At 36.8% G+C, this 22,568-nt stretch carries 18 protein-coding genes; 13 read left to right on the plus strand and 5 right to left on the minus strand.

Going from position 1 to position 22,568, the window contains the following annotated elements:
- Positions 1 to 185 precede the first annotated feature (185 nt).
- From topA to ACODR7_RS04310, 4 genes are all read right to left on the minus strand, one after another.
- Positions 186 to 2,747, minus strand: coding sequence for a type I DNA topoisomerase (topA, locus tag ACODR7_RS04295; protein ID WP_488837554.1), 2,562 nt, complete (start codon positions 2,745 to 2,747; stop codon positions 186 to 188).
- Between the two features lie 276 nt (positions 2,748 to 3,023).
- Positions 3,024 to 6,470 carry a T9SS type A sorting domain-containing protein gene (locus ACODR7_RS04300; protein WP_488837556.1) on the minus strand — a complete coding sequence of 1,149 codons (3,447 nt, stop codon included), beginning with the start codon at positions 6,468 to 6,470 and terminating at the stop codon, positions 3,024 to 3,026.
- A gap of 202 nt (positions 6,471 to 6,672) precedes the next feature.
- Positions 6,673 to 7,812: an EpsG family protein gene (locus ACODR7_RS04305; protein WP_488837557.1), complete on the minus strand. Its 1,140-nt coding sequence runs from the start codon at positions 7,810 to 7,812 to the stop codon at positions 6,673 to 6,675.
- Position 7,813: 1 nt separating this feature from the next.
- Positions 7,814 to 8,821: a hypothetical protein gene (locus tag ACODR7_RS04310; protein WP_488837558.1), complete on the minus strand. Its 1,008-nt coding sequence runs from the start codon at positions 8,819 to 8,821 to the stop codon at positions 7,814 to 7,816.
- Between the two features lie 192 nt (positions 8,822 to 9,013).
- Here ACODR7_RS04310 and ACODR7_RS04315 point away from each other — a divergent pair, with 192 nt between their 5' ends.
- The 5 genes from ACODR7_RS04315 to ACODR7_RS04335 are packed head-to-tail and all read left to right on the plus strand — an operon-like array spanning position 9,014 to position 15,647.
- Positions 9,014 to 12,667 (plus strand): MMPL family transporter, encoded by a 3,654-nt coding sequence (locus tag ACODR7_RS04315; protein ID WP_488837560.1) that lies wholly within the window; start codon positions 9,014 to 9,016, stop codon positions 12,665 to 12,667.
- Positions 12,668 to 12,709: 42 nt separating this feature from the next.
- Entirely contained in the window at positions 12,710 to 13,624 is a 915-nt protein-coding gene (locus tag ACODR7_RS04320; protein WP_488837562.1) for a dialkylresorcinol condensing enzyme DarA, read from the plus strand.
- A gap of 1 nt (position 13,625) precedes the next feature.
- Positions 13,626 to 14,765, plus strand: a complete 1,140-nt coding sequence (gene darB / locus ACODR7_RS04325; protein ID WP_488837563.1) for a dialkylresorcinol biosynthesis protein DarB — start codon at positions 13,626 to 13,628, stop codon at positions 14,763 to 14,765.
- Positions 14,765 to 15,196 carry a hotdog family protein gene (locus ACODR7_RS04330; RefSeq protein ID WP_488837565.1) on the plus strand — a complete coding sequence of 144 codons (432 nt, stop codon included), beginning with the start codon at positions 14,765 to 14,767 and terminating at the stop codon, positions 15,194 to 15,196. Before darB ends, ACODR7_RS04330 begins: the two co-directional genes overlap by 1 nt.
- Positions 15,197 to 15,203: 7 nt before the next feature.
- Positions 15,204 to 15,647, plus strand: coding sequence for a hotdog family protein (locus ACODR7_RS04335; RefSeq protein WP_488837567.1), 444 nt, complete (start codon positions 15,204 to 15,206; stop codon positions 15,645 to 15,647).
- 437 nt (positions 15,648 to 16,084) lie between these two features.
- On the opposite strand, the gene ACODR7_RS04340 is transcribed toward ACODR7_RS04335, so the two are convergent.
- Positions 16,085 to 16,264: a bacteriocin-like protein gene (locus tag ACODR7_RS04340; RefSeq protein ID WP_089695162.1), complete on the minus strand. Its 180-nt coding sequence runs from the start codon at positions 16,262 to 16,264 to the stop codon at positions 16,085 to 16,087.
- A 300-nt stretch (positions 16,265 to 16,564) separates the two neighbouring features.
- On the opposite strand from ACODR7_RS04340, the gene DarG reads away from it, so the two are divergent.
- The 8 genes from DarG (at position 16,565) to ACODR7_RS04380 (ending at position 22,504) form a co-directional block, all read left to right on the plus strand.
- The gene (gene DarG / locus ACODR7_RS04345) at positions 16,565 to 16,969 is read left to right on the plus strand and encodes a flexirubin biosynthesis protein DarG (protein ID WP_488837569.1); all 405 of its coding nucleotides are present in this window, start codon (positions 16,565 to 16,567) and stop codon (positions 16,967 to 16,969) included.
- A gap of 61 nt (positions 16,970 to 17,030) precedes the next feature.
- The gene (gene darH, locus ACODR7_RS04350; protein WP_488837571.1) at positions 17,031 to 18,026 is read left to right on the plus strand and encodes a BtrH-related acyltransferase DarH; all 996 of its coding nucleotides are present in this window, start codon (positions 17,031 to 17,033) and stop codon (positions 18,024 to 18,026) included.
- Position 18,027: 1 nt separating this feature from the next.
- Positions 18,028 to 18,786, plus strand: a complete 759-nt coding sequence (locus tag ACODR7_RS04355; protein ID WP_488837573.1) for an ABC transporter ATP-binding protein — start codon at positions 18,028 to 18,030, stop codon at positions 18,784 to 18,786.
- A complete protein-coding gene (locus tag ACODR7_RS04360) occupies positions 18,773 to 20,041 on the plus strand; it encodes an ABC transporter permease (protein ID WP_488837575.1) in 1,269 nt (422 codons plus the stop codon). Before ACODR7_RS04355 ends, ACODR7_RS04360 begins: the two co-directional genes overlap by 14 nt.
- A complete protein-coding gene (locus ACODR7_RS04365; protein WP_488837577.1) occupies positions 20,031 to 20,459 on the plus strand; it encodes an acyl-CoA thioesterase in 429 nt (142 codons plus the stop codon). Before ACODR7_RS04360 ends, ACODR7_RS04365 begins: the two co-directional genes overlap by 11 nt.
- Positions 20,456 to 21,613 carry a beta-ketoacyl synthase N-terminal-like domain-containing protein gene (locus tag ACODR7_RS04370; protein WP_488837579.1) on the plus strand — a complete coding sequence of 386 codons (1,158 nt, stop codon included), beginning with the start codon at positions 20,456 to 20,458 and terminating at the stop codon, positions 21,611 to 21,613. Before ACODR7_RS04365 ends, ACODR7_RS04370 begins: the two co-directional genes overlap by 4 nt.
- A 10-nt stretch (positions 21,614 to 21,623) precedes the next feature.
- Positions 21,624 to 22,163, plus strand: coding sequence for a 3-oxoacyl-ACP synthase (locus ACODR7_RS04375; protein ID WP_488837581.1), 540 nt, complete (start codon positions 21,624 to 21,626; stop codon positions 22,161 to 22,163).
- An 83-nt stretch (positions 22,164 to 22,246) separates the two neighbouring features.
- Positions 22,247 to 22,504, plus strand: a complete 258-nt coding sequence (locus tag ACODR7_RS04380) for a phosphopantetheine-binding protein (protein WP_034692439.1) — start codon at positions 22,247 to 22,249, stop codon at positions 22,502 to 22,504.
- The last annotated feature ends 64 nt before the right edge of the window (positions 22,505 to 22,568 follow it).

Consider the following 22,568-nt stretch of genomic DNA (forward strand, 5'->3'; position numbering starts at 1 on the left):
CATGGGGTTCTGCTTTGAGGATATCAAAGTGTTCAATTAAAAATTCTGGAAGTAAGAATTTAAGAAGGTCGTGATCGCTTAGCATATTACAAAGATACAATGACTAAACATTCCCCCCAACTTTTGAGACTGATCCAAAAAAAGCCGCCAACATCTGTTAACGGCTTATTATCATTATTTTATATTTACTTTTTCTTGGCAGCTGGTTTCTTTGCTGCTGTTGTTTTCTTTGCAGTAGTGGATTTTTTAGCTGCAGGTTTTTTCTTTTCTGCAAAAGCTTTAGGATCCTGATCTGTAATCCATTTTTTAACCTCCTCTAAAGAAAGCTCTTTTAATTCTTCTGTATCATATTTTGTATCGTCTGCTTTCTTCGGAATTTTGAACATAGCTTTTCCAAACTTAATGAAAGGTCCCCATCTTCCGTTTTCAATGGAAATCTTTTCTTTTTCCCATTGCTGGATATATCGGTTGGCTTCTTTCTCCAATTTAGCATCAATCAGTTCATTGATATCACTTTGTGAAAGGTTTTCGAAATCATATCTTTTGGGAACATTTACAAAGATATCTTTGTACTTGATAAACGGTCCGAATCTTCCAGATCCTTTTGTTACCGGTTCTCCTTTATACGTAGCAATCGGAGCATCAGCAATCTTCTTTTCATTGATGATTTCCTCGGCACGTTTCTGATCTACAGAAAGCGGATCTTCACCTTTCGGAATACTGATATATGTTTCGCCCCATTTCACATAAGGTCCAAATCTACCAACACCTACAGAAACTGGCTGTCCGTCAACTTCATTTAAATCGAAAGGCAACTTGAACAATTCCAATGCTTCTTCAAAAGTAATCGTTGCAATATTCTGCCCTGTCATTAATGAAGCAAAGATTGGTTTTTCTTCATCATCAGTTTCTCCAATCTGGATCATCGCTCCAAATCTTCCGATTCTTGCATGAACATTTTTACCAGTCTTTGGATCTACACCTAATAGTCTGTCTCCGGTTGCACGATCTGCATTTTCTTCTACATCTTCAATTCTTGGGTGGAATTTTGAGTAGAAATTAGTCATCATTTCTTTCCATTTCTGATCACCGCTCGCAATTTCGTCAAAGCTTTCTTCAACTCTTGCTGTGAAACCATAGTCCAGGATTTCTCTGAAATTATCTGTTAAGAAATCATTTACCACTTCACCGATGTCTGTAGGAACGAATTTATTTTTATCCCCACCGAATTTCTCTTCAAGAACTACTTTTTTGATCTTATCTTTTGCTAAAGACATTTTGATCACTTCACGGGTATGGGGTTCGATTTCTCTTTTATCTACGTACTCTCTGTTCTGAATCGTCTGAATTGTGGGAGCATAAGTAGAAGGTCTACCAATCCCTAATTCTTCAAGTTTTCTCACCAATCCGGCTTCAGTATACCTTGCACTTGGTCTTGTAAACTTTTCAGTAGCAGTAATGGTTTTATAGTTCAAGACTTCTCCCACACTTACTTTCGGCAACAACTTATCATTGTTTTCCTCATCTTCCTCTTCAGTCTTCACAATTCCGTAAGCTTTCAGGAAACCGTCGAATATGATCACCTCTCCCTGTGCTTCAAAATGATGCGGCAATGATGTATTTCCTATTTCAATCACTGTCTTTTCAATTTTGGCATTAGCCATCTGAGAAGCCAGTGTTCTTCTGTAAATTAATTGATACAATCTGTTTAATTGTGCATCAGCTACAGTTTTTACTCCAAAATCTGTAGGACGGATGGCTTCGTGGGCTTCCTGTGCTGAAGCTGATTTTGTAGTATAGTTTCTTGGAGAAGAATATTCTGCTCCGTATTCTGATATGATTTGTTTTTTAGCTCCTTCAATAGCTTCCTGGGAAAGGTTTACGGAGTCTGTTCTCATATAGGTAATAAACCCTTCTTCGTACAGTCTCTGTGCCAGACGCATGGTATTGGTTACATTATATCCAAGCCTTGATGAAGCTTCCTGCTGTAATGTAGAGGTTGTAAACGGAGCCGAAGCTGAACGTGTACCTGGCTTGGTTTCCACATTCAGAACTTTAAATTCTGTAGTTTTTGCCTGCTCCAGGAATTTTTCTGCTTCTTCTTCTTTTTCGAAATCTTTTTTCAGTTTGGCAGCAATTTCCTGCTCTGTTTTATTTAAAAAGATCCCATCAAGTTTAAAGCTTGCCTTTGGCGTAAACTCACGGATTTCTTTTTCTCTTTCAACAATTAGCCTAACTGCTACAGACTGAACTCTACCTGCAGACAGCCCCGGTTTTACTTTTTTCCATAAAACGGGTGACATTTCAAAACCTACGATTCTGTCCAGCACTCTTCTCGCCTGCTGTGCATTCACTAAATTCTGATCAATATCTCTTGGATTGTCGATTGCTTTTAGAATGGCGTTTTTGGTAATCTCGTGGAAAACAATTCTTTTTCTGTTTTCAGGTTTCAGTTTCAATTCATCCGCAAGATGCCATGCAATAGCTTCTCCTTCGCGGTCCTCATCGGAAGCAAGCCATACCATATCGGCTTTCTTTACGGCGGCCTTCAATTCGGTTACTAATTTCTTTTTGTCTGCTGAAACTTCGTAATCAGGACTGAATGTGGCAAGGTCTATCCCCATTCCTTTTTTAGGAAGATCACGGATGTGTCCGAAACTGGATTTCACTTCAAAATCCTTTCCTAGATATTTCTGAATAGTTTTTGCTTTTGCCGGGGACTCTACGATTACTAAATTTTTCGACATTCTAACTAAAAATTTTTGCAAAAGTAAAGCTTTTTTATTATATACTTTTTGTTAAACGGGTTTAATTTATCAATCAGAGTAGTTTATGCTCTCTTTCAGTGCTTGTTCTTTAAAGAAACAAATCCTTTACAGCATAGGTTTTAGACTGTTATACAATGATCAACATTCATTGGTATAGAATTTTTCATCAGCCATAATAGATGTAAGAAATATTCTGCTCAATAAAAAAGCAGAAAAAGAAACCTTATTCTGCTTTTCATACTTTATTTGTAAGATTTATTGTTTTATAATTTTCACAATTGCTTCTGAGTTATTTATTCTTATTAAATACACTCCTGTGCTTAGAGATGAAAGATCTGTCTGATTATTGATAAACTGTCCTGATTTTACAAATTGTCCAAGGGCATTAAAAATTTGAAAATGATACTCTTTGTCTTCCTGCACTTTAATATAAAGAATATCCTTAACGGGATCGGGAAAAAATACAACAGGATTGGTCTCTACCTCTTTTTTAGCCTGTATTCTGCTAAATTGTAAAGGGGGTGTCAACTCACTTCGCATTGCATTGATAACAAAACCCGGAATCGGTCCTTCTTCTTTCCCAAAAGCATTATATCTGATTCTCACACACCTGCAACTCATCCCGAAGTAGGGATCGTTATTATCATGAAAGACGATCAGCCGGTTGGCTGTAGAAGCTGCATTAAATAGTATATTGACAGGTCTACCTAGGTAGTTGGCAGCCAGCGCATCCGTCCAGGTTCCCGGATATTGAAAATTGACAACATTAAAAGTTCCCTGCGGAGACTGATTTGCCACCACGCTTCTGAATGCACGTGAGCCGGAATCGGGATAGTTTCCGATTTTATAGGATGGATCCAAAAACTGGTATCCAATTGTGGAAGTAGTAGACGGATTTCTCACCCTGATTCCCTGATAGTCGGTAATCAGGTTATAGGAAGTTGCAATATTCTTATCTTTTTTATACCATGGCGTCTGTCCGAAATCCTGTCCTGAAACCAATGCCACACTTAAAAGGTCTGGAATTCTCCAGCCATCGGGACAAGGGTCAAAAGGAGATTTCACTCCTCCTCTTCCCCATCTGTCAAGAGCCAGGTTAGGTTCATTAGCGATCCAGTCCGTTCCGTTTGTATAACTAGGCACAGCACTGTTAAAAGGAGCAAAAGTACTTGGAATCATAAAAACCAGTGGATTTTGTACGGAGTACGACAATACTTTATTCACTTTATCACCAGGTTTATCCGTACCCTGTACCCCAGCCTCTGCTGCATAAGTATTGTAATTAACAATATATCCACTTGTCAGGTTATTATAGGTCGCAGCAGTAAGTATAGTATATGAAACAGTCCCGTTACTCTGCACACTTCCTAAAAACACATTGTACGAAGCCTTATTGTCTGCATACTGAAACGTTGGAATAGGGTCTTTTCTTCCCCATTGGTAATGCAGGCCTGTGGAGCCTCTGATCTCAGCAAGTTCAGACGTGGTAGGCGACAGAGGGTTTCCAACTGTGGGGAAAGCGGTTGTTGCGCCAATATTACGGTCCAAAAACTCTGTTGTCATAACAATATCTGCCTTTTTAACATAATTCACATAATTCACAGCTTCCTGTACCGGGAGCTCCGTAGTATAGGTATAGGAAGCTACCGGAGTATCGGTAACCCAAATATGCCAGCTCCAGTACACCGGATTGGCAATACTGCCATTATGCAATGTAACCACTGCGTTTCCACTTTGGTTTGCCTGTATTTCTACAGATATCCTTGAGTCTTTAAGGTTCTGCAGTGCGGCAGGAGAAGAGTTGACAACAGATATTTTACTGATCAAGTTAACATTGGTAGTCCACAGAACATTTGCCTTGAGGTTATTAAAACTTGTGGGGTTTAATATATTCTGATTATTCAATAATTGGCTTTGTACTGAAAACGCTTTACTCACCGGAATTTCTATACTGTATGGTATTGCACTTTTAACAACCTGGTAAGTATTGGGATTATTGATTCCTTCTTTATACTCTGTGGTTGCAGCCGGCATATATTCCGTAGGAAAGTTATAATCATTAATGATATAAAGCGGATCTTTAATACACCTGCAGCCATTGGCATCTGAGGTATATACTCCTCCCATCGGCATATAATAATATCTGCCCTGAATATTGGGGTAAGCAGGATCCGGAATATCGGGCTGCCCTTTATCCGGAATCATGGTAACAGCTCTTACTCCTACTGAAGGAGTTGCATCAAAATGCCTGGTCATCGTAGCAGTCCACAATGCCGTATGATGCTGGTCACTGTACTGACCTAAATGAGCTCCTCTGATCAGCTGTCCTGTTCCCGGGAATATCCCCATATTATATCCCCCGACACTGGAAAGGTCTAATCCAATATTAGGATAGAGCTTTATCCCCTTCATAAATACAGGAGTTCCCGCATCTGTAGGTTTTACGATATAATATTGATTGGCTTCATAAATATTTTTGGGCATATTGGTTCTAAACCCAAAAGGGGAAAAGTCTAATCTGATATCATCTACATACGCAGCAGAAGCGAGGTTAGCCACAAGCATTGAAGGAACACGCCATCCATTGGGGCAGGGATCATAAGATGATTTATCTCTATAAGGTTTTGCACTGCTGTCACTATTATATACTGTTTCAATTTTACCCTGTGCATTATCAGACCAAAGGTTAAGCTCCGAGAGTCTGTTATCCGGCAAAGCAGCGGTTCTTCCAAACCAATTAACAGGCAGATTGACGTTATTGTTGTAGTACGCCTGCCCGGAGTTATCATCTTTATTAACATATATTAGACTCAGAGGATTTTTCACTGAAAGCCTGATATTACTGGTAAGTTCTGCTGCAGAGTACAGAACTATCTTTGTGAGAGCATCAATACTTATAGCATTGGTGAAATTTTTTGCGCCGCGGTGCCTGACCCGTCCTATAGAACCGGAAGCCTCATAAAAATCATTTCCTCTTGTTACCAGGGGTGGAATTGGATCCTTCCTTCCCCACTGATAAAGCAGTCCGTTATTCCTGTTCCAGTCTGAAGCTGTAATAGAATTGGAAAGTGCACCCAGGTTCCTGTCCATCCATTTCCAGTCGGAGTCCGGGATAACTTCTGTTGTGCCATCTGATTTCATTCTTTTAACGTTATTGAAACTTCTATAGGTAACTCCATTGGTAGGATCATCCGTTACCCAGATATGCCAGCTCCAATAAATCTCCCCGTTTACTTTGAGGGCAATCACAGCATTTCCTTTCTTTGTTTTATTGACAGGCACTTTTATCTTGGCATCCTGCCCCACTCCTGTTATTTCAAGAGTGTAATTTACCCCGGATTTTATAAGTCCGTGAACATCTTCCCACAAAACATCTGCTGTTACCGTCCCAGCCGGAATACCGGTTCCGTTAAGATATCCGCCTCCTTCCCACATAGCATAGGCTTTTTTTACAGGAATCAATAATCCTTCATTGTTCTGACTGGGATCAAAGATGTAACTGTTAGGTGCTTTTTTCCAATCCGGAAGAAATAATGGGACTATTTCATACAGTGGCTTATTCAATGAGTCCTTATTCTCAGTAAGCCATATTGTTCTTATATGTCCAACTGAGCGAAGATCTTCTTTGATATTACCTTTGGAACTGATTCCAAATAATATCAGGCAGATGACTGCCGCTAATTTTCCAGCTAACCTTTTCATACCTTAGGGTTTTAGTGTCATTAACGAATGCAATTTTTAAGCCTGATTCAATAAAAAGTGATTTATTGTATAAATAAAAACATCATATTTAAATTATGTTATTAATAATACAAAACAAACCCAGTAAACAAAGTAAATAACAAAAAGTCTTTAAACAAAAAAGACAGCCTTAAGCTGCCTTTATATTTTAATCTACAAAATTCTATGGAAGAATATGATTTTGATAACGGTCAATAGAAAATCGTCCGGCTGTAATATTATTAAATATAGAGAAGATAACAAAATTAAAGACAACAAGTGCAATGATAAATGCATATATCATATTTTTAACCCTTCCGGAAACAACATACATTGCATTCGGAATAATGATATACGAAAACCCAATAAATGCTCCTGCAAGTCTGGATGAGAAGATGGGGTTATTTCTGAAAATAAAATAAAGACATATACCAATTACAGCATAGTTCCTATGGTATTCATAGTAGGGATACAGCTCTTTCATCTTGGTATCAAAGACAAAAAGGAAGAAAGTAAGGATGGCCATCATTACCTCCGGGATTCCTATCCCTCCGTTAAGTCGTTGTACCGTTTCATCCATATAACCATTGAATCCTTCCACAAGCGTACTGTTAGAGACCATACCATCTAATAAACCACCAAAGCTCCTGTATATTTCAAATGGAGACAAAAAGACAGAACCTACAATCATAATCAACATCACTGTTCTATTTAACGGAACGCGAGCCAGCCAGTACATCGGCAGAAATAAATAACAAACACTATGTATACCAGATCCTATAAAAATAAAAAACAGGTAATGCCAGAGTTTTCGTTCTTTAATATACCGTATTGCAAAATAAACGATAAAGGTACCCAGGTTTTGTCTGATCTGCCCACTTTCCCCGATAAAGAAGTTGGGAATAAACATGAAAAGGGTAAAAGTAAAGGGATAAAAAGTATTATCTTCTGTATATTCTACTTTAAAGATCATCGCAAAAATAGCAATAACCAGTGTTAACATATAAAAAGGTGCATCAAAAAAGTTGAGAAGTACTTTATTAATCAAAGTATATAACCATTCTACATCCAGTGTTTCCGTACCTTCCATATGGAGCATCTTCATAAAGATACTGTAGTAGCTTTTGGTATCAGAGTAAATATAAATTCCCTTGTAACTTCCGTAATCCGGACCTACATGGTCTCTGAGACCAACAATAATAATAAAATAAACAGCAAGAAACCAGAACCACTTTTTATCAACCTTCTTCCCATACACTTCCTGAATACTGAAGAACAGCATGTAGACGATTGCAATTATATAATATGGATGTAGTAAACTCATGCTAAATCTCTGATGTTTTTTTAAACTGATGATATGCTGTGATTATCCCGGTCAGAATTAATGGCAGGAAAAGCCTCACTTCCCAGAAAAGCCCTACTAAAGTAATCATAAGAAGATAAGGAATGGAAAAGAAAAAATACTTTCCAAAAACACTTCTGTTTTCTTCTTCAGAACAAAGACCATATATAAAATAAATCACTATTAATGCAAAGGTTAATCCTGCAAGGTTAAAAGGACTGGAAAAGTTTCTGTTAATATAAAACCCTTCCACAAAAGTAGTTTCATCCTGAACAAGCAAGACTCTCAACCCCAGATAAGGAACCAGAAAAGCAACAACCAGTGGTATAATTTTCCAGACAACCTTATAATTTCCTTTTTTCAACTCATCTATATTGAAAAAAACTGCAGCAAAAAAAGCAATATTCAGGCAAGCCGTTTCTCTTACCAAAGTAGAGATTCCGATAAGACCAATGAGAATAAAATAGAAAACTTTTTTTCTCGTGTCTACATATTTAAGAGTCAAAAACACGCCTGCAAGATAACAGAAGAGCGCAATGGTATCACAGTTTGTAGGTGCAAACTGTGTTATCACAATAAAAAACACAGATAGAAGATGAATAATTCTCCTTGCATTAAGATTCAACAAAAGCCCTGTTGATTTCATCCGGAAAATAGCATTCAAAGTCAAAGAACACAAAATAAAGAACACACTGTTCATCAGGAAAAGCCCATGATAAAAAGGGGTTCCGTTTTTTGATAAGAAATCTTTGAAGAAAGAAAGTGGCCCGTTGATCAGATTGTACATCAAATCTGTCATCTGTACACTCAGATAATTAGGAATCACTCTGTAAGCATATACCGAGGAAAATAAAAAATCAGGGGTTGTCTCTGATGTTTTCAGTCTTGTATAGGAAGATTCAAATCCATAATAAGACATAGCAAACAACAGAATCGGAAGTACTATTACAAATAGAAATCCGTTTATTTTCTCATCATTTCTTTTCAACATATCTAAAACAGATTCTTATTTTTTAATAATAATGGTGGTTTAAAATACATTTTTTCAAAAGGGAACTTTTGCAAAAGTAGAATATTTTTTCATTCTTCCTAGAATATTTTATTGATTTTCAGTTAAAACTTATCGCTAACTATTTTGAACTAATGCTTAAAAAATTAAATTTGCAGACTTGATTTAAATGCAATGCATCGCTTTTTTATATTTTTATATTATCTGATTTCCAAAAATAAAGTCCTGTCTGTATTTGCAGCTCTGGGAATTGCCGTTTTATGCATTTTCTTTGCGTCAAAGATCAATTTTGAGGAAGACATCAATCAGATTATTCCTAAAAATGAAAAGTCAGATCTCACTGCAAAGGTTTTGAAACAGCTTAATTTTTCGGATAAGATTATTGTTATTATTGAGAACAAATCCAGTGAAGACAGCTTCCAGCTTTCTGAAACGGCAGATACTTTCCTGAAAAAAATAGATCCGTTACAAAAATACATCGGTTCTGTTCAGGGCAAAGTGAATGATAACGAAATCTCCGAAACCTTTGATTTTGTTAATCAGAATTTACCTTTATTCCTTAATGATAGTGATTATAATGAAATTGACAAGAAACTTCAGAAAGACAGCATTGCCAGGCAGGTAGAGGATAATTATATATCATTGGTTTCTCCTACAAGTCTTGTTACCAAAGAATTTATTAAAAAAGACCCTCTGGGACTTACTTTTCTGGGAATCAAAAAATTAAATGCTCTAAACATCAGCAAAGATTTCAAACTTGAAGACAGCTATATTGTAACGAAAGATGGTAAGAATCTATTGCTTTTCATTGATCCCAAAAACAAAAGCAATGATACGAAAGCTAATGAGGCCTTTATAGATCAGCTTAATTCCATCAAAGACGGAATCAACAAACAGTTCAAAGGAAAAACAGAGATCAGCTATTTCGGTTCTCCGGTGATTGCAGTGGCCAATGCGAAGCAGATCAAAAAAGACATTCAGAACACGGTAGTCATTTCCATGACGGTTCTTTTAATCCTTCTGATCTATTATTTCAGAAATATTTTCACTCCAATCATCGTATTTCTCCCGACCGTATTTTCAGTACTGCTTGCTCTCTTAGTCCTTTATTTTATTAAAGATAAGATTTCGGCAATTTCATTAAGTGTGGGAGCCATTCTGATTGGAATTACCATTGATTATGCCCTGCATATTCTTACCCATTATAAGCACAACAATAATATTGAGGAGCTTTACAAAGAGATCACCCAACCAATTATTTTGAGTAGTGCAACGACAGCCGTTTCATTCCTATGCCTGATCTTTGTTCGCTCGGAAGCATTGAAGGACTTAGGTATGTTTGCTGCCATTACAGTGATTCTTTCTTCAATCACAGCATTAATTATCGTTCCCCAGCTTTACAAGCCAAAAGAAAAAGGAGAACATCTCAATACGAACTTTATTGACAGGATCGGGTCTTATCCCTACGAGAAAAACAAGCCTTTGATTATAGGCTGTTCCATTATTATTCTTGCCTGCCTTTTTGGTTTCAGGCATGTAGGTTTTAATGAAGATATTGGTGACCTGAATTATATCCCAAAAGAATTAAAAATCAGCGAAGCAAAACTTCAGAAACTTTCTGATATTACTTCCAAATCTATTTATACTATTTCTTATGGAAACTCAGAAGAAGAAGCATTAACCAGGAATTCTGAATTGAGCGGCTTCCTTGAAAAAGAGAAGAAAGAAGGTAAGATTTTAAGCTATAATTCTATCGGAAGTATAGTCCTTTCTGAAAAGGATCAGCAAAAAAAGATTGAGAAATGGAACCGTTTCTGGAATGACCAGAAGAAGAATCAAACCGTCTCCGAGCTTGTAAGTAATGGAAATAAATTGGGTTTCAACAGTTCTGCTTTTGATAATTTCAATGAAACTTTGCATAAGAACTACACCGCATTAAGTCTGAAGGATTATCAACAAGTGAAAGCACTTCAGATCTCAGAATTCATAAGCAACGAAAATGGTTTCTATACGGTTTCCAATGTGGTAAAAGTAAACGAGAAAAAAAGAGATACTTTCATTAAAGACATTGAAAAGAAGCATGATGCCATAGCCATTGACCGCCAGCAGATGAACGAAAATTTTCTTGGCTTGCTGAAAAGGGATTTCAATACCCTGATCAATTATTCTCTTCTTGCGATCATTTTAACCATCATCGTTTTCTTCAGGAATTTTGAATTAACGGTTCTTACCATGTTCCCGATTGTTTTAACAGGAGTTGTAACGGCCGGAATTCTTTATTTCTTAGGATTAGAATTAAATATTTTCAGCACCGTAGTCTGTACACTGGTATTTGGAGTGGGAGACGACTTCAGTATTTTCCTTACCCAAGCTATGCAGAAAGAACATACTACAGGAAAAAATGAATTACCTACATATAGAATTTCTATTATTCTGGCTGTTTTCACAACCATCCTTTCAATTGGCTCCCTGATTTTTGCCAAACATCCGGCACTGCATTCTTTAGCATTGGTAGCCCTGATAGGAATGTTCTCGGTTATTATCATTACCTCTACCTTATATCCTTTCTGGTTCAGACTATTCATTACCAACAGGGCCAAAAAAGGACTTTCTCCAATTACTTTGAGATTGTTCCTTAATTCAGTCTTATCATTTTTATATTACGGACTTGGGGGAATCATATTTTCAGCATTTGGCAGCTTCTTTGTTAAGAACTCCAAAGGACCGACATTAAATATTATCAAGCTTATTTTAGCCAGATTTTTAACTTCTGTTCTTTATTCTAATCCATTTGTAAAGAAGAAGGTCATTAAAAATGCAGCTGAGGATTTCAGTAAACCCGCTGTCATCATTGCCAATCATACCTCCTTTCTGGATACGTTAGCTATTGCAATGGCTACTCATAAAATCATTTACCTGGTGAATGACTGGGTGTATCAGTCTCCTGTTTTTGGGAAACTGGTAAGAGCACTGGGCTTTTACCCTGTTTCGCAGGGAATCGAAAATGGAATGGACAAACTGAAAGAAAAAGTAGAACAAGGATATTCCCTGGTTGTTTTCCCGGAAGCAGAACGCTCTTACACCAATGATGTGAAAAGATTCCATAAGGGAGCATTTTATCTTGCCGAGCAGTTCGGGCTGGATATTCTTCCGCTCTACATCCACGGAAATTCTGAGGTGCTGCCGAAAGGAGATTTCATTATCTATGACGGAAGTATTACCGTAAAAGTAGGCAGCAGAATCAGCAAAGACGACATGAGTTTTGGACAAAATTATTCTGAGAGAACAAAGAAGATCAATGCTTATTTCAGAAAAGAATTTGCCAAACTGCGTGAAGAGATTGAGGATGAAAATTATTTTAAAAAGAAATTATTCCTGAGCTACCTGTATAAAGACAGCGAAGTGGTAAAAGAAGTAAAAGAAGACTTTAATGCCAACAAATCCGTATATTTCGAACTGAACAAACATATTTCCAATGAAGCCAATATCCTTCATATGGCTGATGATTTTGGACAAAAAGATGCTCTGTTAACTTTATATCAGTCCAGCCGAAAAGTTTTTTCTCTGATTCAAGATGATCAAAAAAGAGCAACCGCTGCACACAGCTATCTGGTAAAAAGAAGAAAGATACAGTATATAAAAGATGTTTCGGAAGTGACCAAAAAGATTGATGTTCTTTTGATTTCAGATAAACACTTTACCCTGAATGAAATTCAGGATCTGCCAGAGACGATCATTTTTGTAAATACAAAAAACACTTCGTTTGTAAGTGATAATTATGCATTAAAATTTAGTTCTGAATCATTAAAAGTATTTAAAACTAAATAATAAATATGAAAAACATATTTTTGTAAACGCTAAAGAAAACCAATGAAGAAAAATATACTTGTCATATATTATTCACAAACCGGGCAACTCGAAGATATCGTGAAAAATATAGCCAAACCTTTTGAAGCTAAAAAGGAGGCATATGATATTACGTATTACAACATTCAGCTCAAGGAAGATTTTCCTTTTCCCTGGCCAGGCGATGTCTTTTTCAACACTTTTCCTGAATCTTATTTACAGATTCCAAAAGAAATCCTGCCTCCTTCGGAAGAAATTCTGAACAAAAAGTATGACCTTATCCTGTTTGGTTATCAGGTATGGTATCTCACACCATCCATTCCTATTATTTCTTTCTTAAAAAGCGAATATGCAAGCCGCATTCTTAAAGATACTCCGGTAGTTACCATCTCAGGAACCAGAAATATGTGGATGCTTTCCCAGGAAAAATTAAAGGTTTACTTAAGAGATTTACAGGCTAAACTGGTAGGGAATATTGCTTTGGTAGACAGACACGACAATTATACCAGTGTATTAACCATTCTCCGATGGCTTACCACAGGCCAGAAAAAAAAATCAGGAATGCTTCCTGCTGCAGGAGTTTCCGATGAAGAAATCACAGGTTCTGTAAAGTATGGCGAGATTATTGAAAGACATTTTAATAATAACGACCTTAATAATCTACAGCCGCTTCTTGTGAAAAACGGAGCCATTGAAATACGCCCTTTTTTGGTACGTGTAGAGAAGGTAGGAAACAAAATTTTTACAGTGTGGTCTAATCTGATTATCAAGAAAAAAGAGAAACGCCCATTGCTGATAAAATTCTTTAAGGTATATTTGATGGCAGCGATATGGATTATTTCACCTGTCGTTTTGGTTTTACACCTGCTTACAACCCCTATATTTTGGTTTAAAAGACAAAAACAAAAAAGATATTTACAAGGAATTAATTTAAAATAGAATGTACGACGTATTTATAACAAAAGCATCAAAATACTTACCCAATGAGCCGGTAGCGAATGATGAAATGGAGACTTATCTTGGGCTTATCAATGATGCGCCATCTAAAGCAAAATCACTTATCCTGAGAAATAATAAAATTACCACAAGATACTACGCTTTAGATAAAGAAGGAAACCCTACCCACTCTAATGCGCAGCTTACTGCAAAAGCAATCGAAGGACTTTTTGACGAAAATTTCAAAAAGGAAGATATGAAATTATTATCTGTAGGAACTACTTCACCGGACCAGATCCAGCCTTCCCACGCTTCTATGGTACATGGTGAACTGAACATCGGAAAATCTATTGAAATTAATACTTCAACGGGTCTTTGTAACTCAGGGATGAATGCCCTGAACTATGGATTCCTTTCCGTAAAAGCCGGTGTACAGGAAAATGCAGTATGCGCAGGTTCTGAAAGAATGTCTTCGTGGATGACTGCTGACAAGTTCAACCATGAAGCTGAAAATTTAAAATTACTGGAGGAAAGACCTATTATTGCTTTCAAAAGAGAATTCCTGAGATGGATGCTTTCTGATGGAGCAGGAGCTTTCTTATTAGAAAATAAACCGAGAGAAAACAGCACTTCTTTAAAAGTAGAATTCATTGATTTCTATTCTTATGCACACGAAATTGAAGCATGTATGTATGCCGGATGCGACAAGCTGGAAGACGGAAGCCTGAAATCATGGGCAGACTACCCTTCTGATGAATGGCTGAAGCAATCTATTTTTGCCATTAAACAGGATACTAAAATCCTTGATAAATACATTCTGGTAAAAGGAGCTGAAAGTTTAAGATCATCTTTCGATAAACATAATCTGGACCCGGAAAAAATTGACCACGTACTGGCTCATATTTCTTCCGGATACTTTAAAGACGGACTGAAAGAAGAGTTTGCTAAAAAAGGAATGGATTTCCCTGCAGAGAAATGGTTCTATAACCTTTCTGAGGTTGGAAACATCGGCGCAGGATCTATATTTATTGCCCTTGAAGAGCTGATGAATTCAGGAAAACTAAAAAAAGGAGAAAAAGTACTTCTTTGTGTGCCTGAAAGCGGAAGATTCGCTTATTCTTGTGCTTTATTAACCGTTTGCTAATGGAGAACAAACTGCCGACATCCGATAAAGATTTTGTAGAAAGCCTGATCCCGCAAAGGTTTCCTTTTGTAATGGTTCATGAATTGTCAGAATATTCTGAAAGCCACCTTTTATCCGGTTTTGAGATAAAGGAAGACAACCTTTTTATCCAGGACGGACTATTCCAGGCTTCGGGACTGATTGAGCATCAGGCGCAGAGCGTTGCCCTTCATACCGGATATAAATATTATCTGCTGGGAAAAGATGCTCCCACCGGATATATCGGAGCCATCAAATCTTTTGAAGCTGAAATACTGCCTAAAGTAGGGGATCATCTGAAATCTGAGGTAACCATCCTTAACGAAGTAATGGGAGTAACCCTGGTAAATATCGTTACGAAACTGAACGGTGAAGTGATTGCAAAATCTCAAATGAAAACCGCTGTAAAATAAACTGAAAATGGAAATAAAGGAAGAAAATATCATCAATATACACAACTTTTTACCACATCGTGAACCGATGCTGATGGCAGATTATATCCTTGAACTGACCAAAGAAAAAGTGGTGACTTCCTTTGAAATAAAAGAAGATAATATATTTGTTCACAACAATGAGTTTGCAGAAGCCGGCTTAATCGAAAATATGGCCCAAACCTGCTCATCTATTCTTGGACAAAGCTTCTTTGAAAATCCTGAAGCCGATACAAAAGTAATCGGGTTCATTACCAATATCAAGAAGATTGAGATATTCGCCCTTCCGAAAGTAAATGATAAAATCATTTCCAAAGCTTCGCTTATTTCACAGTTTGAGAACATCTGCCATATTTTCTGTGAAACTTTTACTCATGATGAATTATTGATCAGAGCAGAAATCAACCTGTTTATTCAGGAGGTAAAATCGTAAAATTCAATTGAATATAGATATAGAAAAGCTGTACAAAACGTACAGTTTTTTTTGTTCTAAATATTAATCTTAAATGGATTTGTGAAAATTCGTGCAACTCATTTGTCCCATTGTGTTTAAAATATATGTTTTGGCTAAAGCCAGTTGAATTTTTTCATTTTTTGCAAGTGGGCTAAAGCCCACTCCTATTGAATTGATTACAAAAGCTTTACAATAAAAATATACATTTTTTCTTCATTTCCTCTCTTATAATATTTTCGAAAGACAACTGATAAACAACAAATTACACTTACAAAACCTCATCATAAGATAAATTATTTCACGTGAAACATTGGAGAAATCCGTGAAACTCTGATGGTCAGGGAGAAACACAAAAAAACATGCTGTTTAGAATCTAAACAGCATGTTTCTTAATTGAAGTTTACTTAATTTCTTTTTTAGATAATAACTTCATAATCGTTGCCTCCGCAAATCTGCTCAGCAGCAGTTGCAATATCCGTGTTCACTCCTACATTACGTATTTGTCCATTAGTTCCGTTAGCACACGAAATATAAGCAGTTAAACCTCCTTTTACTTTTTTTAATTGATTTTTTGTAAGCTGTCTTAAGTTTTTCATGGTTTTTGTTTTATTAGTTTTTTAATCATTTACACAAACAAATATAAATAAATTAACCAAAAACCCAACACAATACGATTAATCACCAGCCTTTTTAACAAAATTTATAATTTAACATAATGCAATTTAATCAGGTCCTGCTTCAGTATATCATAATATTCAGTAATGTTATAATAGTGGATTTTTGTAATTACGATAACGATATAATGTATTTTCACTATTTTAGCCACCTGATTAAAAAGAATCAAAAAACAGGTGATTATTTCCCATCTGTAATCTAAAAAAATGAACATTATTTAGATGAAAAAACAAGATCTGCCTCAAGACGAAAGTAACCTGAAATCCGCCAACATGACTGAAGTTCTGTATGTGACGGATGAGAACGACAACTACACGACAGCAAACAGTACGGGCTGGGATGCCAAAAAAGCTGCTCTGGATGAATCGATGGAACTTATTTATGAAAGAATTGAGGAAGCAAAACAAAGCGTTGCCAATAATACAGCAAGCCCCATTGTTTATTTTATGGAACTGAACAAAATGGATATTGGCGTTCTTGCTTCATATGTAGGAATGTGGCAATGGAGGGTAAAAAGACATTTTAAACCAAAAGTATTTAAAACACTAAGCGAAAATGCACTGAAAAAATATGCCGATGCTTTCGGTATTTCGGTGGATGAATTAAAGAACTTCAACGGGAAATAAATGAGATAAGGCTCAAATAAAGCCTGTTCCATTTGACCCCATGAAAAGATACAATCAGCAAATGAAATTAAACTTTGAACACCATCAGACTGCGCATTGCGAAAACGGTGTTGCTTCTAATCTACTGCTTAATAAAGGCCTGAAACTAAGCGAGCCTATGATCTTCGGGATTGGTTCAGGACTGTTTTTTGTCTACCTTCCTTTTTTAAAGGTGAATTTTGCTCCGGGCTTCAGCTATCGTCCGATGCCGGGTGCAATTTTCAGTAAAGCAGCTAAAAGATTAGGAATTAAAATCAAAAGAGAAAAATTCTCAAATCCTAAAGATGCCCAAAAAGCTCTTGAAAGAAATCTGGAACAAAATATTCCTACAGGACTTCAGGTGGGCGTTTTCAACCTTACTTATTTTCCTGAAGAATACAAATTTCACTTCAATGCCCATAACCTCGTGGTATACGGAAAAGAAGACGGAAAATTTCTGATCAGCGACCCGGTGATGGATTATACAACATTCCTTTCCGAAGCCGAACTGGAGAAAGTAAGATATGCAAAAGGAGCACTTCCTCCGAAAGGGCATATGTACTACCCTGTTTATGTCCCTGAAAATGTGAATCTTGAAGAAGCCATCAAAAAAGGGATCAAAGATACCTGCAAAAATATGCTCGCACCCGTACCGCTTATTGGGGTAAAAGCCATGAGATGGGTAGCGAAAAGCATCCCCAAATGGGCTGAGAAGAAAGGAACAAAAGTGACCAATCATTATTTGGGGCAATTGATCAGAATGCAGGAAGAAATTGGAACCGGAGGCGGAGGATTCAGGTTTATTTACGGAGCGTTTCTTCAGGAAGCGGCGGTCATTCTTAAAAATGAAGAGCTTAAGGAATTATCAAAAGAAATAACTTCTATTGGTGATCTTTGGAGAGATTTTGCTGTTGATATTGCCCGAGTTTATAAAAACAGAAACTCTAAAAGCAATATCTACAACGAACTTTCAAAAACGATGCTGCACATTGCTGATCTGGAAGAAGCTTTTTATAAAAAACTGAGAAAAGCGATCTGATATGGCGGAAAATATGATTGAGATTAAAAACCTGTACAAAAAATACAAAAATTCTGATGAGTTTTCTGTAAATGATATCTCTTTGAGCATCAGCAAAAATGAAATCTACGGAATTCTCGGACCCAACGGAGCCGGAAAAACAACATTGATTTCGATGCTTTCAGGATTGATAAAACCTACTTCAGGACAGTTTACCATTAATGGCTTATCTCCTCAGAATGATGGTTTCAAAATAAGACAGATTATCGGTATCGTTCCGCAGGAATACGCTTTATATCCAACGCTTACAGCCAAAGAAAATCTGATGTTTTTTGGAAGTTTGTATGGCTTAAAGCATAACCCGCTTAAAAAAGCCATTGATGAATCACTGGAAATCATGGGACTTTCAAAATTTGCCAACAAACAGGTGGGACAATTCTCAGGAGGAATGAAACGCCGCTGCAACCTCATCGCAGGAACACTTCATAACCCTAAAGTTCTCTTTCTGGACGAGCCAACCGTTGGTGTGGATGTTCAGTCTAAAAAAGCAATTATCGACTATCTTCTGGATTTAAACAAACAGGGAACCTGTATTATTTATACTTCCCATCACCTTTCAGAAGCAGAAGAGTTTTGTACTAAAATTGCCATCATCGATCATGGAAAAATTCATGCTGTAGGAACTCCTGAAGAACTTGTTTCACAGATTTCCCATGCAGAAAACCTTGAGGATGTTTTCATTTCATTAACCGGAAAAGAATTAAGAGATGTTGTTGTATAAACTGTGGAGAAGCTTTATTAAAGAAATCCAGCTGCTGAAAAGAGATATCGGAGGAATCGTCATCATCTTTGTGATGCCTTTGCTTTTGATTGTCACCATTACCCTTATTCAGGATTCTACCTTTAAAAACCTTGAAGGGTCAAAGATTCCTATTATTTTTATTGATCAGGACAAATCTGAAGTTTCAAAAAACATAAAAGCGGAACTGGAAAACAGCAAAACATTTCAGCTTCTGACCAATTTTAATGAAAAATCAGCTCAGGATGCTGTCTTTTCCGGAGATTATCAGATGGCGATTGTCATTCCTGAAAATTTAACGAAAGATTTAAATTCCAATATTGATTCTAAAGTTCAGACCATTGTAAGTTCATTCGGGCTGGAAGGAGATTCTGCAAAGGTAAAAACAGCAGCTCCTAAGGCGAAAGAAATTCATTTGTACTTTGATCCTGCAACTAATGCCGGCTTCAAAAATTCAGTGATGAATTCTGTCAACAAAATGGTTTTTGAGATTGAAAATAAAAAGATTTACAAAGCATTCCAGGATCAGCTGGGAACAACGGAGAATCTTGACGAAAATAAAAACCTGATCAGCTTTAAAGAAATCACTCCCAGGAAAGGAGAAATGGATGTAATGCCGAATTCTGTTCAGCACAACGTTCCTGCATGGACACTTTTTGCCATCTTCTTTATTGTAGTCCCTTTATCCATCAATCTGGTAAAAGAAAAAAGCCAGGGCACAAGTGTAAGAGCAAGAATAAGTCCTACTCCTTATTTTGTCCATATTTTAGGAAAAACATTTACCTATCTTATCATCTGTCTTATTCAGTTTTTACTGATGGTTGCCGTAGGAATTTACCTTTTCCCTTATATGGATCTTCCGGCTTTTGATGTATCCGGAAAAATGCTCCAGCTTGTTACAGTAACGCTTTTTGCAGGACTGGCAGCAATTGGATTTGGTGTTTTATTAGGAACGATTGCCGATACACAGGAGCAGTCTGCCCCATTTGGTGCTACTTCCGTAGTGGTTCTGGCAGCCATTGGCGGAATCTGGGTTCCTGTATTTTTAATGCCGGAATTCATGCAGACCGTAGCGAAATTCTCTCCTATGAACTGGGGACTGAATGCTTATTATGATATTATTTTAAGGAACAGCGGAATTGCTGGGATTGCCAAAGAACTGATTTTCCTTTTCCTGTTCTATATTGCCACCGTCGCTATTTCCCTTTTTTACGAAAAAAAACAAAATGCAGTCTAAAGAAAATATATTAACCTGTACTGAAGAAGTCAGAGTACGGTTCAATGAGACAGATCCGCTGGGAATTGTCTGGCATGGGCATTATATCGTGTATTTTGAAGACGGAAGAGAAGCTTTCGGTCGTCTGCACGGTCTTACCTATCTTGACATTCAGGATGCAGGATTTGTAACACCGATCGTAAAAAGTACTTGTGAGCATTTTCTTCCTTTAAAGTATGGAGAAACATTCAGAATTGTGACCACTTTTATCAATTCTGTATCTGCCAAACTTATTTACAGATATGAGCTTTTCAATCAGGAAGATCAACTGGTATGCAGTGGAGAAACCATTCAGGTATTTCTTGATAGTAACGGAAGCTTATGCCTGTACAATCCGGAGTTTTTTCAAAACTGGAAAGATAAAATGGGATTATCATGAAAAAGGAAATTTATATCACAGACTACAATTGTGTGACTCCGTTGGGCTTAAATGTTGATTCCAACTGGAATGCTCTTTCAGAAGGAAAATCGGGAGTTGCCTTACATAAAATCATAGACAATCAGGAGGCTTTTTATGCTTCTGTGATTGATTCTGAAAAACTGAATGAAGAATTCAACAGATTCTTCACTCAGAATACAATCAATTTCACAAGACTGGAGAAGATGCTTCTTTTAAGCTTACAGCCTCTTGTGGGAAAACATACTATATCAGAAGATACTGCATTTATTCTTTCCACCACAAAAGGAAATATCAGCCTGTTAAAAAACCAGTCCGAGCTACCAGAAGGCGTTTATTTATCAAAACTCGCACAAAAAATAGCCGACTTCTTTGGATTCAAAACAAAACCTATTGTTATTTCCAATGCCTGTGTTTCAGGAGTAATGGCTATTGCTGTTGCTAAGAATATGATTCAGGCAGGAAGATATAAAGATGCCTTTGTAGTGGCAGGTGATGAACTTTCTGAATTTGTTATTTCAGGATTCAATTCATTTCAGGCAATAGGATCAGGGCCTTGCCAACCTTATGATAAAAACAGAGACGGAATTAATATCGGTGAAGCAGCTGCCGCAGTTTATGTAACTGGTTGTCATTCTGACGAAGAAAGAATCACACAAAACGAAAAACCCAGGTTTAAAGTCCTTGGAGATTCTGCAGTCAATGATGCCAATCACATTTCCGGACCATCAAGAACAGGTGACGGATTGTATACCAGTATCAAAAATGCCATGACTGAAGCGAAGGTTTCTTCAGAACAGATTGATTTTATTTCTGCCCACGGAACAGCCACTTTATATAATGACGAAATGGAAGCCATTGCCTTCAACAGAATGAATCTCCAGAATATTCCGCTCAACAGTATGAAAGGATATTACGGACACTGCCTGGGTGCTTCCGGACTTCTGGAAAGTATTATTTCTATGGAAAGTGCTCTTCACAACACGTTGCTTCCTTCAATGAATTTTGAAGAAATGGGAGTAATCCAGCCTTTAAATATCATCAAAGAAAGCCAGACTGCAGAGATTAAATATATTCTAAAGACCGCTTCTGGGTTTGGTGGATGTAATTCAGCTATTGTACTGGAAAAATGTTAAACTGAACGTAATGAAGAAACTCAACAGCTGTACCATAGAACATTCAAAAATAACCGTTGACGGAAATCTTATTTTTGAAAGCCCAAGCGAAACCTTTCAGGAATTTGCCAAAGAAGCGTATAAAAGTTTGGATCTCAGCTATCCTAAATTTCATAAAATGGATAATCTGAGCAAGCTTGCTTTTCTTTCCGCTGAAACTATTTTGAAAGACGATGATCACAGCAGAACGGCCATCGTTTTTGCCAACAGGTCATCCAGTCTGGATACGGATTTCAAATATCAGGAAAGTATCAACGATCAGGATAACTTCTATCCGAGTCCTGCCGTTTTTGTCTACACTTTGCCCAATATCTGCGTAGGCGAAATCAGTATTAAACACAAAATGCAGACTGAAAATGCTTTTTTCGTTTTGGACGAATTTGATGAAAATTTTTTAAACGATTATTCTGAACAGATTCTGCACTCCGGAAAAGCTGACAAAGTATTGTGCGGCTGGGTGGAATTGTATCAGGAAAATTACAAAGCTTTTGTATATTTGCTCACATTATAATTTAACAATGTACCAATGCTAAAGGCAATAACAACCATTGGTAAACTGGTACATTGATATATTGTTACATTAAAATACTATTTATGGAAAACTTAAAAACAGAATTGAAGCACAAAATTATTGAAGTTCTTAACCTTGAAGATGTATCTGTAGAAGAAATCAAAGATACAGATCCGTTATTCGGAGGAGGTTTAGGATTAGATTCTATTGATGCTTTGGAATTGATCGTTCTTCTTGATAAAGACTACGGAATAAAATTAGCCGATCCTAAAAAAGGAAAAGAGATTTTCCAGTCTATCGATACGATGGCGAAATTCATCGAGGATAACAGAACGAAATAAATTACTATAACAATCTAACAGTATATCAATGTAGCAATTATTGATCAATTGTTAGATTGCTGAA

Source organism: Chryseobacterium sp. FG46, from assembly GCF_057809135.1.

Coding starts and splice junctions, on each gene's coding strand:
- ACODR7_RS04315 (WP_488837560.1), top strand. CDS start 9,014: ATGCATCGCTTTTTTATATTTTTATATTATCTGATTTCCAAAAATAAA.
- darB (WP_488837563.1), top strand. CDS start 13,626: ATGTACGACGTATTTATAACAAAAGCATCAAAATACTTACCCAATGAG.
- topA (WP_488837554.1), bottom strand. CDS start 2,747: ATGTCGAAAAATTTAGTAATCGTAGAGTCCCCGGCAAAAGCAAAAACT.
- ACODR7_RS04335 (WP_488837567.1), top strand. CDS start 15,204: ATGGAAATAAAGGAAGAAAATATCATCAATATACACAACTTTTTACCA.
- ACODR7_RS04330 (WP_488837565.1), top strand. CDS start 14,765: ATGGAGAACAAACTGCCGACATCCGATAAAGATTTTGTAGAAAGCCTG.
- ACODR7_RS04310 (WP_488837558.1), bottom strand. CDS start 8,821: ATGTTGAAAAGAAATGATGAGAAAATAAACGGATTTCTATTTGTAATA.
- DarG (WP_488837569.1), top strand. CDS start 16,565: ATGAAAAAACAAGATCTGCCTCAAGACGAAAGTAACCTGAAATCCGCC.
- ACODR7_RS04340 (WP_089695162.1), bottom strand. CDS start 16,264: ATGAAAAACTTAAGACAGCTTACAAAAAATCAATTAAAAAAAGTAAAA.
- ACODR7_RS04380 (WP_034692439.1), top strand. CDS start 22,247: ATGGAAAACTTAAAAACAGAATTGAAGCACAAAATTATTGAAGTTCTT.
- ACODR7_RS04320 (WP_488837562.1), top strand. CDS start 12,710: ATGAAGAAAAATATACTTGTCATATATTATTCACAAACCGGGCAACTC.
- ACODR7_RS04375 (WP_488837581.1), top strand. CDS start 21,624: ATGAAGAAACTCAACAGCTGTACCATAGAACATTCAAAAATAACCGTT.
- ACODR7_RS04355 (WP_488837573.1), top strand. CDS start 18,028: ATGGCGGAAAATATGATTGAGATTAAAAACCTGTACAAAAAATACAAA.
- ACODR7_RS04300 (WP_488837556.1), bottom strand. CDS start 6,470: ATGAAAAGGTTAGCTGGAAAATTAGCGGCAGTCATCTGCCTGATATTA.
- darH (WP_488837571.1), top strand. CDS start 17,031: ATGAAATTAAACTTTGAACACCATCAGACTGCGCATTGCGAAAACGGT.
- ACODR7_RS04365 (WP_488837577.1), top strand. CDS start 20,031: ATGCAGTCTAAAGAAAATATATTAACCTGTACTGAAGAAGTCAGAGTA.
- ACODR7_RS04360 (WP_488837575.1), top strand. CDS start 18,773: ATGTTGTTGTATAAACTGTGGAGAAGCTTTATTAAAGAAATCCAGCTG.
- ACODR7_RS04370 (WP_488837579.1), top strand. CDS start 20,456: ATGAAAAAGGAAATTTATATCACAGACTACAATTGTGTGACTCCGTTG.
- ACODR7_RS04305 (WP_488837557.1), bottom strand. CDS start 7,812: ATGAGTTTACTACATCCATATTATATAATTGCAATCGTCTACATGCTG.